This is a genomic window from Paraliobacillus sp. PM-2 (genome assembly GCF_001368815.1).
Taxonomy (GTDB): domain Bacteria; phylum Bacillota; class Bacilli; order Bacillales; family Amphibacillaceae; genus Paraliobacillus.
On the sequence record NZ_CTEI01000003.1, the window covers coordinates 81604 to 98006 of the forward strand.

Here is a 16403-nt window from a genome sequence, read left to right on the forward strand (position 1 = left end):
TGTATAGATCTATCTTGATGAAATAATTAAAAGAACCGACTCCACTTTCCTACGCTGGCATAACCCAGTTCAGGTTCAAAGGGACCAAAGAATACTCTTTATCTCAGCCATTTCGGCGCCCCTAGTGGTTTCTATTTATATATGTTGTACTTTAAATTAATCATTATTTGACCTATTTGTCAAACATATAAGGTTTGATGTATTAAAAATTTCTCTAATGTAGGATTTAATATATTATCACGTAAAATACTCAATAGAAGCAGTCGGAAATAATTTTTTAATCGTTTCGATAAATAATTGTTTCATCTCTTCTTGCTCTTGATCTGTGTAGACATACTTCCATATTCCATATCTTCCCCATTTTGTTTTACGCTTTGATTCATCTAATTCCAATTTTGTCATTGGATAATTTTTTTGAATCACTCGCTTTGCCGGCTTAGTAAAGCGATGTTGAATAAGTTCAAAGGTTAAATCTTTTTTTGCCTCTGCCGGAAGTGTTTCTGCTAGTTTTTCTAGCATCGAACGGTATCCTTCCCGCCAACCATCATGTAAATAAATCGGAGCAATAATAAAACCTAATGGATAACCAGCATGCGCAACCTTAGCAGCCGCTTCTAATCGTTCATGTAACCTGGATGTCCCCGGTTCAAAAAATTTAATCACATAATCATCATTAATACTAAAGCGAAAGCGTGTCTTTCCTTTATGATCTGCATCTAAAAGATGATCTACATGGGCAAACTTTGTTACAAAACGCAATCTTCCATGATCAGATCGACCAAAATATTCGATTGCTCCTTTTAATGTATGTGTTAGATGATCAATCCCAACAATGTCAGACGTACAAGAAGCTTCAAAACGCGTTATTTCAGGTGATCTTTCCTTCATGTATTCTTCCGCAGCGTCAAAAATTTCTTCTGTATTCACATACGTACGAATATACGGTTTACTGCCCATCGTTGTTTGTAAATAACAATAATGACAGTGCCCCATACAGCCTGTCGCAAACGGTATCGCATATTCTGCTGAAGGCTTTGACGTATCAAATTTCAAGGTTTTCCTGAGGCCTACCACGAGGGTTGATTTAGCGTTGCGATACTTTTGAAAGTCATTATCTCCTGGTAAATTACGAACTTGATTATGTGACGTCGTTTCTCTAATTTCGACATCCATATTAGAAAATTTTTTATATAAAGACTTTCCTAACGGATATTCTAATGCCTTCGGTTCAAAATAAACTAATTGAGGGACAAATGGTTTAACCATAGTAGCCCTCAACTTCTGTATCACCGAATGCTTGTTGAAAAGCTGTCTCTGCTTCGTGCTGTGTTTGATAAACAGCAACATCCTCAGAGAGCGGGTAATATGTTTCATATATAAACAACGCTAACTCATTTGGGCGTTCAGGATTATTCACCACTGCAGCCTGTTGAACATTGGCAGCACCTTGAACATGCGGATTTCTTATAATGACATATGCAATGTCACCTGGATGAAAAGATTCATTTTTAATTTCCATATATTTTCACCTAACTTTCTTTAAGTTAGGTGTAGTATTTCCATCATTACAAAAAATATTATTTAGGTATACCAATAGCATCTAACGGCCAGATACGAAAAACAACATCACCAATGACCGAATCTTCTTTTACAAACCCAAACCTACGACTATCTCTACTTACCGGGCGATTATCACCCAAAACAAATAAATAACCATCCGGCACTACGGTTTCTCCGGTTATTTCTTCTAAAGTGAAATTTTCTGTAAAATAATTGTTGACAGCAGTTTGTTTTTTATCAGTTAAATATTCTTCTTGATATGCTTTTCCGTTAATATATAGCATGTCATCTTTCATTTCAATGGAATCACCAGGTAATCCGATCACTCGCTTTACATAATTCTCATCAGTATCTGGTGCATGAAAGGCAATTTCATCAAACCGATTAATTGGAGTAACTTTGCTAATCATAATACGATCTCCATCTTGTAAAGTAGGATACATAGACTCTCCTTTAACAATGGAAGGTGTCATTAAAAATTCTCTGACAACAAATACGATTACTAATGCAATAATAATTGCTTTTAGCCATGAGAATAACTCTCGTGCAAATCCTTTAAGCATAAAACGCCCACTTCTTTCTGTATGATGTAGTGTAGAAAAATATCATTTCTATTATTCTATCATTTATATGTATTTTTATGTTAATCAAACCTACAGTTAACATAAAGAAAATAAACTTTTTTAAAGTTGCTAGTCATGCACTACTGTCCTATACTAGCTTTATATATATAAATTTATTCGTTTGGAGATGTTATCATGTCTAATCGCTTCTCAACACGATATATATTATTTACAATTGGAATCATTCTTGTAGCCTTCAACCTCCGTCCAGCCATTACATCTGTTGGTCCATTAGTGGGCCCCATTCGGGACCAAATGGGGCTAGACAATTGGAATGTCGGCTTAATAACCAGTTTACCTCTACTCTCTTTCGCAATCATGTCACCATTAGCACCAAAATTACGCAATCGTGTCGGAAATGAGCTTTCCATTTTGATTGGATTAATTTTATTATTTATCGGTATCATCACTCGTATTATTCCTCATAGCTTTCCACTTTATGTTGGGACGACTCTGGTTGGATTAGGGATTGCAATTTGTAACGTATTATTACCGGGTATTATTAAAGAGAAATTCCCTAATCACATTGGAACAATGACTGGCATATATACAACTTGTATGTCTATTTTTGCTGCTATTGCTTCAGGTGTAAGTGTACCACTAGCTAAAACAGCAGGGTTAGGATGGGAATATGCACTAGCTATTTGGTCTATTCCTACATTTTTTGGTTTAATTATATGGTTTGTTCTATATCGTACACAACCCAAATTAACAGAACGTGATTTTTTCGCAACAACTGGAAGCAACCTTTTTCGCTCCTTTTTAGCCTGGCAAGTTACTTTGTATATGGGGTTACAATCTTTTTTATTTTATGTCACCATCTCCTGGTTACCAGAGATCATACAAGCACAAGGCGTTTCCATTTCCACAAGTGGTTGGTTACTATCTTATATGCAATTTGTTGGTTTACCTGCTACCTTCTTAGCACCTATTATAGCCGGCCGAGTAAAAAAACAACAGAGCATTATCATTACACTCAGTTCGATGGCGATCATCGGTTACTGTGGCATTTTACTTGCAGATACATTTATTTGGCTTGTTTTGTGTATTACACTGATTGGCATTGCACTCGGCGGAAGTATTAGTTTAGCTCTTGCACTATTAGGTTTACGTGCTAGACATGCAAAACAGTCTGCAGAACTATCGGGTATGGCGCAATCATTCGGTTATTTACTCGCAGCAACTGGGCCTATCCTTATTGGATCAATTTATGACGTTAACCAATCATGGACCATGCCAATTATTGTCATTCTTTTTATATCTATCCTTATGATGGGATTCGGAATTGGAGCTGCAAGAGATAGATATGTCTGATAACTTTAAATATTGACTAAAAATACATCAGAGACTTAAATATCCCCAATATCTATAATGAGACATTGGGGATTTTACTTTTTATGAAAGTTCCTCTGGGTTATTTCACTCTGCAGCTATTATGTTCTAAAAATACAGTTGCTTTTCATTCTTAAAATACAGAGTATTTCTTTATTTAGAAAACTGTGCTTTTAAAATGTAAGCAAGCTCATAATCTTTTAGTGCGTCCATATTGTCGCTACTATTATTAAAGAAGTCAGGTGGAAGGGACTGCACTTCATTTTCTCCATACAGTAAACCGGCTAATACAATCGGTTCTTCCGTTACTTCAATCGTTGCATCATTTACATCTGGCATCGCCGTAAACCCGTATTCATCAAACATAGTAAGTTCATTTGCATAACTCGTATATCCACCGCCGTTATCGCTAATTATGCCGAGCCTTTGATTGTTTATGTTCTCTCCACCAACGGCTGTGTTGGAAAAAATAATTGTTCCTGATTTATTTATTGCCTTTTGGTATTTGTCAATGTCTTGCTTTTCTCCAAGTTGATATGTTTCGACCCATACTTTAAGGTCCTTGTATGATTCATCTATTTGAAACTCAAAAATAAAAGCCTGATCAGCTAATGTATCAATAATGGTTTCTTCTCGGTTTGTTCTAGTGATTAGCTTTAACTCATTCAATGCCTCTTCTGATTGTAAGTCTTCAGGTGTTAATACTTCATCCTTCGAATCTTGTTCATCATTTTGATCAATATCCTTATCGTCCTCTTGACATGCCACTAAGAAAAGCAGTAATACTAAACTAAATACAGCAATCAATTTCTTTTTCATGAATCACCAATCCTTCTTGCTTTTTTCATTATTGGAACGATCATGACAAGCCTTTATGACTTGTTTCATTATGCTGTTAAAATCATGCTGTTCTAGTACGTCTAATCCTGCTGCTGTGACCCCACCAGGTGTTGCAACCTGATCAATTAAACGTTGGGGATCATCACCTGATTGTAACATTGCAGCCGCTCCCGCAATCATATCAGCTACCAATTTCCTCGCTTGTTGTTCCGAAATACCTGCTTCCTTTGCAGGTTGGATCAAGCAATCTGCCATTTGGTAAACAAATGCAGGGGCACTCCCAGTAATCGGTGTTAAGGTATGGACCTGTTCTTCCGAAACGATCTCTGCCGTTCCAATACTAGCCAATATTTGCGCAAGCATGGATTCATGGGCTTGCTCTACATGTGTTCCTTTCGCACAAAGCGTCATCGATTTACCTTTTGAAGCAGCAGTATTTGGCATCAACCAAGCAACCGGGGTTTGTTCTGGTAATGCTTCTTCCAGATAGGACGGTCCAATACCAGCAGCAACTGTAATAACTAATTGTTTATCAATAAACAACGCTAGCTCTTTTAGAACAGAGTCATGTGCTTCTGGGGGCATCGCCAATACGATTACTGCCGCATCATCAATTTCCTCTTTCCAACTATCTGTCGTTTGAACACCATACTTCTTTTCTATTTCCTCTAAACGATTCACATTACCATTATTACTAACTACAATTGACCAATGACTTTGTTTCGTTAAGCCGGCTATGATTGATTGCGCCATTCTACCAGCACCGATAAAAACAACTTTACTCACTTACATCTCTCCTCATTTGCTTAGACTTATTTTTCTTCCTATCATATTTAAAAAGGGTTCGCTGTAATGGTACACGAGCCATACTAACATTCCAATTTATCATCATGTAATACTCACCATCTATTATAAATTCACCATTACCCAGATAAGATACCTCTCTACCTTGCTTTTGTAGTTCTACTTTTGCAGCTGTTACATGATCACTCCAGTCAACGTAACGGTCATCGAGATCTATAACAATACTCCTTTTTCGATATCCGAGTAACCAATTAAACGCAAAGAAAATTGCAATACCAACGATAAGCATCAATATTCTTTCTAGCATGTTCATTCCTCCCATTTAATCTTTCATATATATACGGAAGAAGGGAATGAAACGTTTCATCAGTATCGAATTTGTCACACATCTGTCTTTGACTTTCTGGCCCTATTGTATCATGATAGAATAGTACTTCAACTTTTAAAATAGGAGGTGAATACAGATGACAGTAGAATTAATTGGGCAATTAAATAGTGACCTTCACCCAATGTATATTTATTTGACGTTTTATATTGCACTAATATGTTCCTATGGTTTGCTTTATGTAACACATTACGAAATAACAAGACACCATAAAGTTATAAAAAATAATTATCATGCTGTCTATCTCCGACGGCAAGAAGCAATATTTCATCTAAGTCAATGGCAAGATATTCGTAATTGGATCACCATTAAAATGAAACGAAAAGAAAGTCCAGATGATGATGAAGATAATCATTCCTCCATGTTCCATCTATACTTACGAACATTACTAGGAGGAAAAACATGCACATACAATCTGTATTCACTTATATTAAAAAATATCGGTTCATTGGTTTAGCCTTAATAGCGGTAATTCTTTTATCGGGCTGTCAAGCTGCAGCATCAGGAGAGCCAATTGATCCAGAAACAGCAGGATTCTTTGAAAAATATTTTGTTCTAACATTCTCGGGTATTATAAAAGGAGTGGCCTCTTTCTTAGGAGGGAACTTCGGTCTATCGATTGTTTTCGTCACATTACTTATTCGTTTAGCTGTGATGCCTTTAATGTTAAAACAATCAAAAAAAAGCTATCAAATGCGTGATAAAATGGCAATTATTAAACCTGAAATGGAAGCAATACAAGAGAAATACAAAGGAAAAAAAGATGCTGAATCAAAAAGCAAAATGCAACAAGAGACCATGCAACTCTATCAAAAGCATAACTTTAATCCAATTGCATCAATGGGTTGTCTACCAATGATTATTCAATTCCCAATTTTAATTGGTTTTTATTATGCCATTCGTACGACACAAGAAATTGCTCAACACAGCTTTTTGTGGTTTAATCTTGGTCAAAGTGATTTAATTATGCCTTTTGTTGCAGCTGCGGTATATTTCTTTCAGTTCCGTGTTTCACAAATGGGAATGGATCCTAGCCAAAGAAAACAAATGGCATTTATGGGACTACTCTCTCCAATGATGATAGGATTTGTATCCTTTAATGCGCCGGCTGCTTTACCATTGTATTGGACAGTTGGTGGTATATTTTTAATTTGCCAACAATTACTTTCTAAAAAATTATACATGCCTGATCAACCACTAGCTCCGGCTGGTACTGGCCAATAATAATAATAACCCTTTTGAGTGGAAAACTCAAAAGGGTTTTCTATTTTTTATACAGCTTTTGCAATTACTTCCACATCAATATTACCTCGTGTTGCTTTTGAATACGGGCAAAATTCATGCGCTTGCTTGGCTAGTTCTTCAGCTTCTTGTTGAGAAACACCTTCGATTTCAACGTTTAGTGTTACACCAATTTGAAAACCATCATCGTTTGGATCTTTTAATAAGCTAACATCTGCTGTGATAGTAGAGTCAACTTCTTTGTTTTGCTTTGAAGCCATTAAATTAAGTGCTCCATCGTAACAAGCTGCATATCCCGCTGCAAATAACTGCTCTGGATTGGAACCTTTTTCACTTGATCCTGATCCAGGTTGAACAAGATTTAAATCAATTAAACCATCATCTGATTTAACATGACCCTCACGTCCACCTTGTGCTGTTGCATGAGAAGTAAATAATACGTTACTCAATTGAAACACTCCTTAAAATATTTTTTACAGGATGTTGGCTATCCTATAAAAAGTATTCCTTTTTAAATCTACTTTAAACTATTTTTTATTATATTTTCTGAAAATACACATCTCACTTCGAATAGTTACGCATTTTTTCGAATAAACAAACACAAAGTAATGCAAAGTAATAAATGATTTCACAGACTTCAAAATGCTTACACAAGCTGTTTGATTCCATTTTTTCAGCGTGTTATTATTTTAAAGTTGAAAAAAACAGAGGATTTTTAAAACTTAATTATTTCATTATTAATGTTTTAAAATCACGATGTAGATTTACTAGATAGTCGTGATTTTTTATCTTTATTAAGTAAGAAAACATAATAAGAAATAATAACAAAAACTTTTACACATCAGGAGTGTGACCTAAAAATGGAATTACAAGAAAACCCCCAATTATTGTGGTTTATTGGGATTTATGCCGTTCTCATGGTCGGCATCGGCATTTATATGTCAAAAAAAGTATCAAATAGTAAAGATTTTATTTTAGCTGGTAAAAGTTTGGGGCCTATTGTATTAATGGGAACGTTGCTAGCTACTTGGACAGGTAGTGGAAGTATTTCAGGTGGAGAAACATCTGTTGCCTATAGTTTTGGTATTATCCCTTCTTTGATGTTGATGATTCCAACGGTTATTGGTATTTTTATTCTTTATAGCATTGCCCCAAAAATTCGGGCTTTTGGTAAATATACGATCTCAGGAATCCTTGAAGCAAAATACGGTTCCTTCGCTCGTAACCTTGCAAGTATTATCGTTATCTTGGCTTACGTTGGCATTGTTTCCTATCAAATGACTGGTCTTGGATTTATATTAAATTTAACTACAGGAATGAGCGTTGAGCTTGGTACGATAATTGCGGCAGTATTAATCATATTCCTAGCTATGATTGGTGGACTTCGTTCCGTATCACAAACCGATGCTATTAGTGGATTTTTAATGGTGGGCGGTTTAATCATTACTGTTCCTATTATAATCTCTGTCGCAGGTGGATGGGATTCCATTGTTGCTAATGTACCAGATTCTCATATGACAGCAACAGGTGGATTAACGACCATTCAATTAATGGGCTATTTATTGCCTTCATTATTCCTTTTATTAAGTGACCAAAATATGTACCAACGTTTAGCGGCTTCAAATGCAGACAAGTCAGCAAAACGTGCCGCACTGAGCTGGTTGGGTATTATGCTACTTATTTCACCAGCAATTTCTATTATTGCATTTGTCTCTCGTTCTCTTTTTCCTGATATTGATCCAGGAATGGCATTAATGGCGACTACCACTGTATTACCATTAGGTGTTGGTGGTATTTTACTAGCGGCAGCTGCTGCCTTTATTATCACAACAGGGAATTCTTATTTACTTTCCGCAGCAACAAATATGACGTATGATATATATGGAAAGTACATTAATAAGAACCCATCTGACAAAAGACAATTAGTAATGACTAAAGTATTTATTGTTGTTCTTGGTGCATTATCTTACTTATTAATTAGCTATTTCCCCACGGTATTGGAAGTTCAAATGTATTCCTATACGGTTTACGGCGCAGGTATTACACCAGCCATTTTGGCGGTATTCTTTTGGAAACGTGTAACAACAATAGGCGGTATTTCTTCAATGATCTCAGGTGTTGTTACCACCCTAGTATGGGAGTTAGTGCTTGATACACCATTTGATTTAAACAGTTCAGTTGTTTCTGTTCCAGTAGCAATTATTATTCTAATTCTAGTATCATTAGTTACACAAAAGAAAAAATAAAACAAAATAATTATTGGAACGGTGAGGAATTTAATGAGTTTTGTTCCTCACCGTTCCCTTTAATACTAATAAATAATTAAGGAGTGTTCTACTATGAACAAACGGTTACAAGCTTTAACAGATTGGCTAAATGAAAAAGATATTGATATTGCGTTTCTAAATTCACCAGAAAATGTATACTACTTATCTGATTTTCTTACAGATCCACACGAACGCTTAATGGGGATCTTTGTATTTAAAAATGCAGAACCGCTGTTTGTTTTACCATCAATGGAGGTAAATCAACTAAGAGATGCGGGTTGGAAATATGAAATTATTGGCTATGCTGACCACGAAAATCCTTGGAATTTGATTCAAACGTCACTTGAATCTAGAAAAGTGACAAAAGCGAATGTCGTTGCACTTGAAAAAGAAGTTCTCTCTTTCGGTCGTACTGAAGCATTGCTTCACTTTTTCCCAAAGGCACATGTTGTGTCTGTTGAAGATAAATTGAATGACATGCGTGTGGTAAAAGATGAAAATGAAATTGAAATTATTAAGCGAGCAACAAAAATGGCAGACTACGGTGTTCAAGTAGGCGTTGATGCACTTGAAGAAGGTATTACAGAAATGGAAGTACTGGCTAAAATTGAGTATGAATTAAAGAAACAAGGAATTCGTGAAATGTCGTTCTCCACCATGGTTCTGTTTGGCGAGAAGTCTGGTAATCCCCATGGTAATCCCGGTAATCGTAAATTAAAAGCAGGTGATATGGTATTATTTGACCTAGGCGTTGTACTCGATGGCTATTGCTCAGATATTACGAGAACAGTAGCCTATAAATCTGTAAGTGATAAGCAGAAAGAAATATATGATATCGTACTAAAAGCAGAACTGGCAGCCTTAGAAGCTAGCAAACCAGGTACTCGTATTGGTGAATTAGACAACGCAGCAAGAAATATTATTACAGAAGCAGGATATGGCGAGTATTTCCCACATCGAATTGGACATGGAATGGGAATTAATGTACATGAATTCCCTTCAATGAGTCATTTGAATGATGGCATTTTAAGAGAAGGCATGATTTATACTATCGAACCAGGGATTTACATACCTGGTATTGGCGGTGTCCGCATTGAGGACGACGTATTGATTACGAAAGATGGATTTGAGACACTAACAAAATTCCCGAAAGAACTACAGATTATTGAATAGATATTTTTGCGTGAGCGCCGATATTTTTGCGTGAGCGCCGATATTTTTGCGTGAGCGCCGATATTTTTGCGTGCTCATCTCCCAAAACCGGAGATGAGCATTTTTTTTACAAAAAATTTATTCCAAAAAAAGAGAAGCCACATTTGGCTTCTCTTTTATGATATAACTTTCACTCGATTTAGAATATCTTCTGCATTCTTTACCCGATCTTCTGTCGGTGGTTCTACCCCTTCTAGTGGGTAAGAAAGACCGAGATTTTCCCATTTGTAAACACCAAGTTTATGGTATGGTAACACTTCAATTTTCTCTACATTATTTAATGTTGCGATAAAATCAGATAAACGTTGTAAATATTCATCATTATCACTACCACCAGGAACTAAAACATGACGTACCCAAACCGGCACATTTTTTTGATCCAAATATTTTGCCATATCAATGATATGTTCATTCGACATTCCTGTTAACTCTTTGTGTTCAACTGGGTCAATATGTTTTAAATCTAATAATACTAAATCGGTTACTTCAAGTAATTTATCTAAATTTTCCATAAAGCGAGGAGAACGACTAAAACAACCGGCAGAACTATCAATTGTTGTGTGTACACCTATTTTTTTAAGCTCAGTAAATAATTCAACTAAAAACTCAGCTTGAAGTAATGGTTCGCCTCCACTTACTGTTACCCCTCCATTGGTTGATTGGAAAAACGGAAGATAGTCTTTAATGTCTTTTACTAGATCTTGTACAGACATCTCTTTTCCTTCGCCCATCTTCCATGTATCAGGGTTATGACAGAATTTACAACGTAAAAGACACCCTTGTGTAAATATGACATAACGTAAGCCGGGTCCGTCCACTGTACCACATGTTTCTATTGAATGAATTCGACCTTTCATTTTGTTCGCCCTCCCCTAGGTTTTAAAAGTAAGAAGGGAAATCCCTTCTTACTTCGCCTTACATACTTTCATGGAATGTACGATTGATTACATCGATTTGTTGTTCTCTTGTTAATTTAATAAAGTTAACTGCATAGCCAGATACACGGATAGTCAATTGCGGATACTCTTCTGGGTGTTCCATTGCATCTAGTAATGTTTCACGATCAAATACGTTTACGTTTAAGTGGTGACCGCGTTTTGTTACATAACCATCTAACATACCTGCTAAGTTGGCTTTTCTTGTATCTTCATCTTTACCTAATGCTTTAGGTACGATAGAGAATGTGTTAGAAATACCATCTAATGAATATTCATATGGCATTTTTGCAACAGAGCTTAATGAAGCTAGTGAACCATTCTGGTCACGCCCGTGTAATGGGTTCGCACCTGGCGCAAACGGTTCGCCTGCTTTACGGCCATCTGGTGTGTTACCAGTTTTCTTACCATATACAACGTTAGAAGTAATTGTAAGAATAGATTGTGTATGAACAGAATTACGGTACGTATGATGTTTCTTAATTTTGTTCATAAATGTTTTTACAAGATCAGCTGCAATGTCATCTACACGGTCATCGTTATTACCGTATTTAGGGAAATCCCCTTCGATTTCATAGTCAACTACAAGACCATCTTCATCACGAATTGTTCTTACTTTTGCATATTTGATTGCACTCAAGGAGTCAGCTACTACTGAAAGTCCTGCAATACCACATGCCATAGTACGTAATACTTCACGATCATGCAATGCCATTTCTATTCTTTCATAACTATATTTATCATGCATATAGTGAATGATGTTTAATGCATTTACATACAGTCCTGATAACCAATCTAAGATTGTATCATATTTTTTCATTACTTCATCATAATCTAAATATTCAGAAGTGATTGGTGCGTAGTTTGGAGCTACTTGAATTTTTAATTTTTCATCTACTCCACCGTTAATTGCGTAAAGTAATGCTTTTGCAAGGTTTGCACGGGCACCAAAGAACTGCATTTGTTTACCAATACGCATTGCAGATACACAACATGCAATACCATAGTCATCACCGTAGTGTTCACGCATCAAATCGTCATTTTCATATTGGATAGAACTTGTTTTAATAGACATGTTCGCACAATATTTCTTATAGTTGTCTGGTAATTTAGTAGACCATAATACAGTTAAGTTTGGTTCTGGAGCTGGTCCTAGATTATCCAACGTGTGTAAGAAACGATAAGAACTTTTTGTAACTAATGGACGACCATCTTCCGCAATACCTGCTAGTGATTCTGTTACCCAAGTTGGGTCACCACTAAATAATTCATTATATTCAGGTGTTCTTGCAAATTTAACAAGACGAAGTTTCATTACAAAATGGTCAACTAACTCTTGTGCTTCTTCTTCAGTCATTACGCCGTTTTGAATATCTCTTTCTACATAAATATCTAAGAAAGTAGATACACGACCAAGACTCATTGCTGCACCGTTTTGTTCTTTGATAGCTGCTAAATATCCAAAGTATAACCACTGGAAAGCTTCTTGTGCAGTTGTTGCCGGTTTTGAGATATCAAATCCATACGCTTCACCAAGTTGTTTCAACTCTTGTAATGCACGAATTTGTTCTGAAGTTTCTTCACGGTCACGGATAACATCATCAATCATTGTACCGTTACCAATTAAGTCTAGTTCTTTTTTCTTCTCTGCGATCAAGTGATCCACACCGTATAATGCTACACGACGATAATCACCAATGATTCTTCCACGACCATAAGCATCTGGTAAACCTGTAACAACACCTGCTTTACGTGCCGCTCTAATCTCAGGAGTATATGCATCAAATACACCTTGGTTATGTGTTTTACGATAGTCTGTGAATGTCTTTACTACTTCATCATCAAGCTTATATCCATAAGATTCTGCAGCAGCTACTGCCATACGGATTCCACCAAAAGGTTGTAATGAACGCTTAAATGGTTCATCCGTTTGAACACCAACCACTTTCTCATGATCTTTATTCAAGTATCCTGCACCATGAGAAGTAATAGTAGATACGATTTTTGTATCTAGATCATATACTCCGCCATTTTCTCGTTCTTTTTTAGTAAGGTCCATTACTTTATCCCATAATGCTTTTGTTGCATCGGTTGGACCTGCTAAAAACTCTTCATTTCCATCATATAATGTAAAATTCTTTAAAATAAAATCACGAACATCGATTTCTTTTTGCCATCTACCTTCACGGAAGCCATCCCAAGGATTGTTTTGTGTAACCTCTTCTGCTACTTTCATTTCCTTTACCTCCTCAAATAATAACGTTTGTGTAATCATGCACAAACAATTAACTCTTATCCTTTAACTTAACTACATTATATACCTTTTCATCTATAAAATAAAGTGAAAAACATCACATTTTTAAACTGTTATAATAAATGTTCTTAAAATGTTCAAATTTTAACACGGCAAAGTGTTACTATGAAATAGACTAAATGAATTCGGATACATTATTGGTAAAACAACATTTTTAATGCACGTAGTTAGTAGAACAATTATATTTATATAATAATACAGGTAAACTGTACCATGCTGTTATAGTGTGATTATTTAATTACATTATAACAGAGAGAAGGCAATATCTGTTAGGAAAAATTAGTCTTTTGCAATGAGTTTAGACAAAATTCTATCAAGTCATTAGTTAGGCTTTTCCATAAAAAAAAGAATGCTCCTGCATTCTTTTCTTACTACTATTCTCAGCGTTAATAATTGCTTGCTTCTTTTTGTTCTTGTGGATTGGTTCCTTTAATAAAGAAGGATAGTACAAGACCAATAAACGTTAAGCCCGTTGCCACAAAAAAGGCAATATTTACACCGTGTATTAAATCACTAGGTGCAGCGTTAGGTCCACTATCTAAAGCAGATGTCGTCATCACTGTTACTAGAATGGCCGTTCCAATCGACGCTGCTACTTGGCGTAATGTGTTATTCATTGCTGTACCATGCGCAATCAATCGAACTGGTAATTGATTTAATCCAGCAGTTGTTACAGGCATCATCACCATAGACATCCCAAACATTCGTAATGCGAAAACAATTGTCAAAAACACCAATGATGTTTCCGCTGATAAATTGGTGAATAAAAAGGTTGTAATTGTAACAATAGATAACCCCACTATTGCTAAATATCTAGCACCAATTTTATCAAAAATACGACCAGTAACAGGAGACATGAAGCCCATTAATAAAGCCCCCGGCATTATCATCAAACCAGACTCAAGTGGAGAAAAACCAGCGTATTTTTGCATGTATATAGGGAGAATGGTCTCTGAACCAATCAATCCCATAAATACAATCATTCCAATTAATGTTGAAATCGTAAAGGTTTTAGATTGCAATACGCGAAATTCTAAAATAGGCTGATCCAATTGAAACTGCCTACGAATAAAGAACACTAGTGAAAACAGTCCAGTAATTAAAGCAATAATGACTTGTGGAGAGCTCCATTCTCCACTTCCAGCACTACTAAAACCAAATAATAAACCACCAAATCCCAATGTTGACAGAATGATTGATAAAATGTCTAATTTGGGGAAGGTACGCTCCGTTACATTTTTCATAAAAATATAAACTAGAATAATATCCACAATAATGATTGGTAAAATAATAAAAAACATCGTTCTCCATGGATATGTTTCCACAATCCAACCTGATAACGTTGGTCCAATTGCTGGGGCAAACGAAATAACTAATCCTACCGTACCCATTGCAGCTCCTCTTTTTTCAATTGGGAAAATAGTTAAGAATACTGTCATCATTAAGGGCAGAATAATTCCAGCACCACTTGCTTGAACCACTCTTCCTATCATCAAAATTGCAAATGTTGGTGCGATTCCACAAATAAACGTACCTAAAGCAAAAATAGATAGCGCACTTAATACAAGTCTTCTTGTGGTAAATGTTTCAATTAGAAAAGCAGTAATCGGAATCATCACACCATTGACAAGCATGAAAATGGTTGTCAGCCATTGAGCAATATTTTCTTCGATCTGAAAATCATTCATAACATGTGGTGTGGCTGTTGCAAAAAGCGTTTGATTTAAAATGGATACAAAGCCACCAGCCAACAAAACAAGTACAATTGGTGTTCGATTAAAATCCTGTGTGCTTTCATTCGTCATGTTGGCACCCCTTTCTCTTTCTTTCTCTATTCATCTAATTCATCTAACAGGTTTCCTAAAAAAGCTACCTCTTCACTTTCAATCAAATGTTCATCTAAAAAATAAAACAATGCTTTTAATAGAAAAAACCTCGGAGTCTCTTGCTCTATTTCTTTCTCAAACAATTGAATCGTATGATAAACATCCTTATGATTTACAGTACAAGGTTTTTTCACCCTAACAACGTGTTTTAACTTTGTAATTATTTGTTTCAATTGCTCATGAATCGTTAGTAATTCTTGATTTGTTTTAAGCATGCAATGTTCCATATGAACATCGGATATAACAGGGCTTTTGCCTTTTCTTATTTGGATAACAGCATCCATATTATCCACAATAATATTGGAGACATCTTCAGAAGATAGGTATTGTTTCTCTTGCATAATGAAGCTAACATATTCTTTAAGCATGCCTTGTAATACCATCACCATATCCCAAATGATTGGCCGAATTTCCTCACCATAAACTTTCAATAATATCTCTTGATGCCAGTCCAACATTTCTGATCGGACTTGCTTAAAAAAAGGTTGCATGTGTTTATTATTTTCTATCAACAATGACTTTGTAAGTAGATTAAAATAATCCTCGTTGTGCAATACCCCTTCAAATTCAACTTCAATTATCTTTTTCAATTTTTCTTTTGGAGTTAAGGTTGCATCAATATCAATATACTTGGCTCGTTCCACCATATTGTCATGATTATGTTTAAATACATTGATAAGTAAGGAGTCTTTTGATTCAAAGTATTTATATAATAGCCCCTTTGATACTTCAGCATTATTAGCAATTTCTTGCATAGAGGTGGCATGATACCCTTTTTCTGAAAAAAGTTTAATAGCAGCACGCATTACTTTTAATTTTTTTTCTGTCATTTTTATCTCCTTCATCAACCGGTGACTAACGGGTCATTTTTTAAACCTATTAGTTCTTATCCAACATAGCCTATATTATAATCAACTCATAAATTGAATGTCAATTTATTGATCTCTTTCTAAAAAAATAATAATTAATAGGTAGAAATTCACTTCCAATTCTTTAAATTGAC

The 16403-nt window shown here is 35.5% G+C and carries 16 protein-coding genes and 1 riboswitch; of the genes, 5 read left to right on the forward strand and 11 right to left on the reverse strand.

Features of this window, described 5'->3' with window-relative positions; genetic code table 11:
• Positions 1-29: 29 nt before the first annotated feature.
• A riboswitch (TPP riboswitch) is annotated at positions 30-133 on the reverse strand.
• A 104-nt stretch (positions 134-237) separates the two neighbouring features.
• From splB to lepB, 3 genes are read right to left on the reverse strand one after another with little or no spacing between them, the layout of a single operon-like run.
• Complete coding sequence (splB, locus tag BN1058_RS12990; protein ID WP_090858542.1) at positions 238-1266, reverse strand: spore photoproduct lyase; 1029 nt, start codon at positions 1264-1266, stop codon at positions 238-240.
• Positions 1259-1519, reverse strand: a complete 261-nt coding sequence (locus tag BN1058_RS12995) for a transcriptional regulator SplA domain-containing protein (protein WP_090858545.1) — start codon at positions 1517-1519, stop codon at positions 1259-1261. Before BN1058_RS12995 ends, splB begins: the two co-directional genes overlap by 8 nt.
• Before the next feature lie 58 nt (positions 1520-1577).
• On the reverse strand, positions 1578-2123 hold the full coding sequence (lepB, locus tag BN1058_RS13000) for a signal peptidase I (RefSeq protein ID WP_090858548.1): 546 nt from the start codon (positions 2121-2123) through the stop codon (positions 1578-1580).
• Positions 2124-2318: 195 nt separating this feature from the next.
• Here lepB and BN1058_RS13005 point away from each other — a divergent pair, with 195 nt between their 5' ends.
• Positions 2319-3497 carry a CynX/NimT family MFS transporter gene (locus tag BN1058_RS13005; protein WP_090858551.1) on the forward strand — a complete coding sequence of 393 codons (1179 nt, stop codon included), beginning with the start codon at positions 2319-2321 and terminating at the stop codon, positions 3495-3497.
• Positions 3498-3668: 171 nt separating this feature from the next.
• Here the strand turns inward: BN1058_RS13005 and BN1058_RS13010 are convergent, their stop codons facing one another.
• The 3 genes from BN1058_RS13010 to BN1058_RS13020 are packed head-to-tail and all read right to left on the reverse strand — an operon-like array spanning position 3669 to position 5466.
• Entirely contained in the window at positions 3669-4334 is a 666-nt protein-coding gene (locus BN1058_RS13010; protein ID WP_090858554.1) for a hypothetical protein, read from the reverse strand.
• 3 nt (positions 4335-4337) lie between these two features.
• Positions 4338-5141, reverse strand: a complete 804-nt coding sequence (proC, locus tag BN1058_RS13015; RefSeq protein WP_255307082.1) for a pyrroline-5-carboxylate reductase — start codon at positions 5139-5141, stop codon at positions 4338-4340.
• Complete coding sequence (locus BN1058_RS13020) at positions 5134-5466, reverse strand: hypothetical protein (RefSeq protein WP_176694524.1); 333 nt, start codon at positions 5464-5466, stop codon at positions 5134-5136. The genes proC and BN1058_RS13020 overlap by 8 nt, the downstream gene beginning before the upstream one ends.
• A 157-nt stretch (positions 5467-5623) precedes the next feature.
• On the opposite strand from BN1058_RS13020, the gene BN1058_RS13025 reads away from it, so the two are divergent.
• Positions 5624-6001, forward strand: a complete 378-nt coding sequence (locus tag BN1058_RS13025) for a hypothetical protein (RefSeq protein ID WP_090858557.1) — start codon at positions 5624-5626, stop codon at positions 5999-6001.
• Positions 5947-6768 carry a membrane protein insertase YidC gene (gene yidC, locus BN1058_RS13030; RefSeq protein ID WP_176694525.1) on the forward strand — a complete coding sequence of 274 codons (822 nt, stop codon included), beginning with the start codon at positions 5947-5949 and terminating at the stop codon, positions 6766-6768. The genes BN1058_RS13025 and yidC overlap by 55 nt, the downstream gene beginning before the upstream one ends.
• A 47-nt stretch (positions 6769-6815) precedes the next feature.
• Here the strand turns inward: yidC and BN1058_RS13035 are convergent, their stop codons facing one another.
• On the reverse strand, positions 6816-7235 hold the full coding sequence (locus BN1058_RS13035; RefSeq protein ID WP_090858560.1) for an organic hydroperoxide resistance protein: 420 nt from the start codon (positions 7233-7235) through the stop codon (positions 6816-6818).
• Positions 7236-7646: 411 nt separating this feature from the next.
• On the opposite strand from BN1058_RS13035, the gene BN1058_RS13040 reads away from it, so the two are divergent.
• Both BN1058_RS13040 and BN1058_RS13045 read left to right on the forward strand, forming a co-directional pair.
• Entirely contained in the window at positions 7647-9032 is a 1386-nt protein-coding gene (locus tag BN1058_RS13040) for a sodium:solute symporter family protein (protein WP_090858563.1), read from the forward strand.
• 93 nt (positions 9033-9125) lie between these two features.
• Positions 9126-10226 (forward strand): M24 family metallopeptidase, encoded by a 1101-nt coding sequence (locus BN1058_RS13045; protein WP_090858567.1) that lies wholly within the window; start codon positions 9126-9128, stop codon positions 10224-10226.
• Positions 10227-10381: 155 nt separating this feature from the next.
• Here BN1058_RS13045 and pflA read toward each other — a convergent pair whose 3' ends face one another.
• The 4 genes from pflA to BN1058_RS13065 form a co-directional block, all read right to left on the reverse strand.
• On the reverse strand, positions 10382-11122 hold the full coding sequence (pflA, locus tag BN1058_RS13050) for a pyruvate formate-lyase-activating protein (protein WP_090858570.1): 741 nt from the start codon (positions 11120-11122) through the stop codon (positions 10382-10384).
• Between the two features lie 58 nt (positions 11123-11180).
• Complete coding sequence (gene pflB / locus BN1058_RS13055) at positions 11181-13436, reverse strand: formate C-acetyltransferase (protein WP_090858573.1); 2256 nt, start codon at positions 13434-13436, stop codon at positions 11181-11183.
• A 464-nt stretch (positions 13437-13900) separates the two neighbouring features.
• A complete protein-coding gene (locus tag BN1058_RS13060) occupies positions 13901-15319 on the reverse strand; it encodes an MDR family MFS transporter (protein WP_090858575.1) in 1419 nt (472 codons plus the stop codon).
• 26 nt (positions 15320-15345) lie between these two features.
• Positions 15346-16230, reverse strand: a complete 885-nt coding sequence (locus BN1058_RS13065) for a TetR/AcrR family transcriptional regulator (protein ID WP_176694526.1) — start codon at positions 16228-16230, stop codon at positions 15346-15348.
• Between the last annotated feature and the right edge of the window lie 173 nt (positions 16231-16403).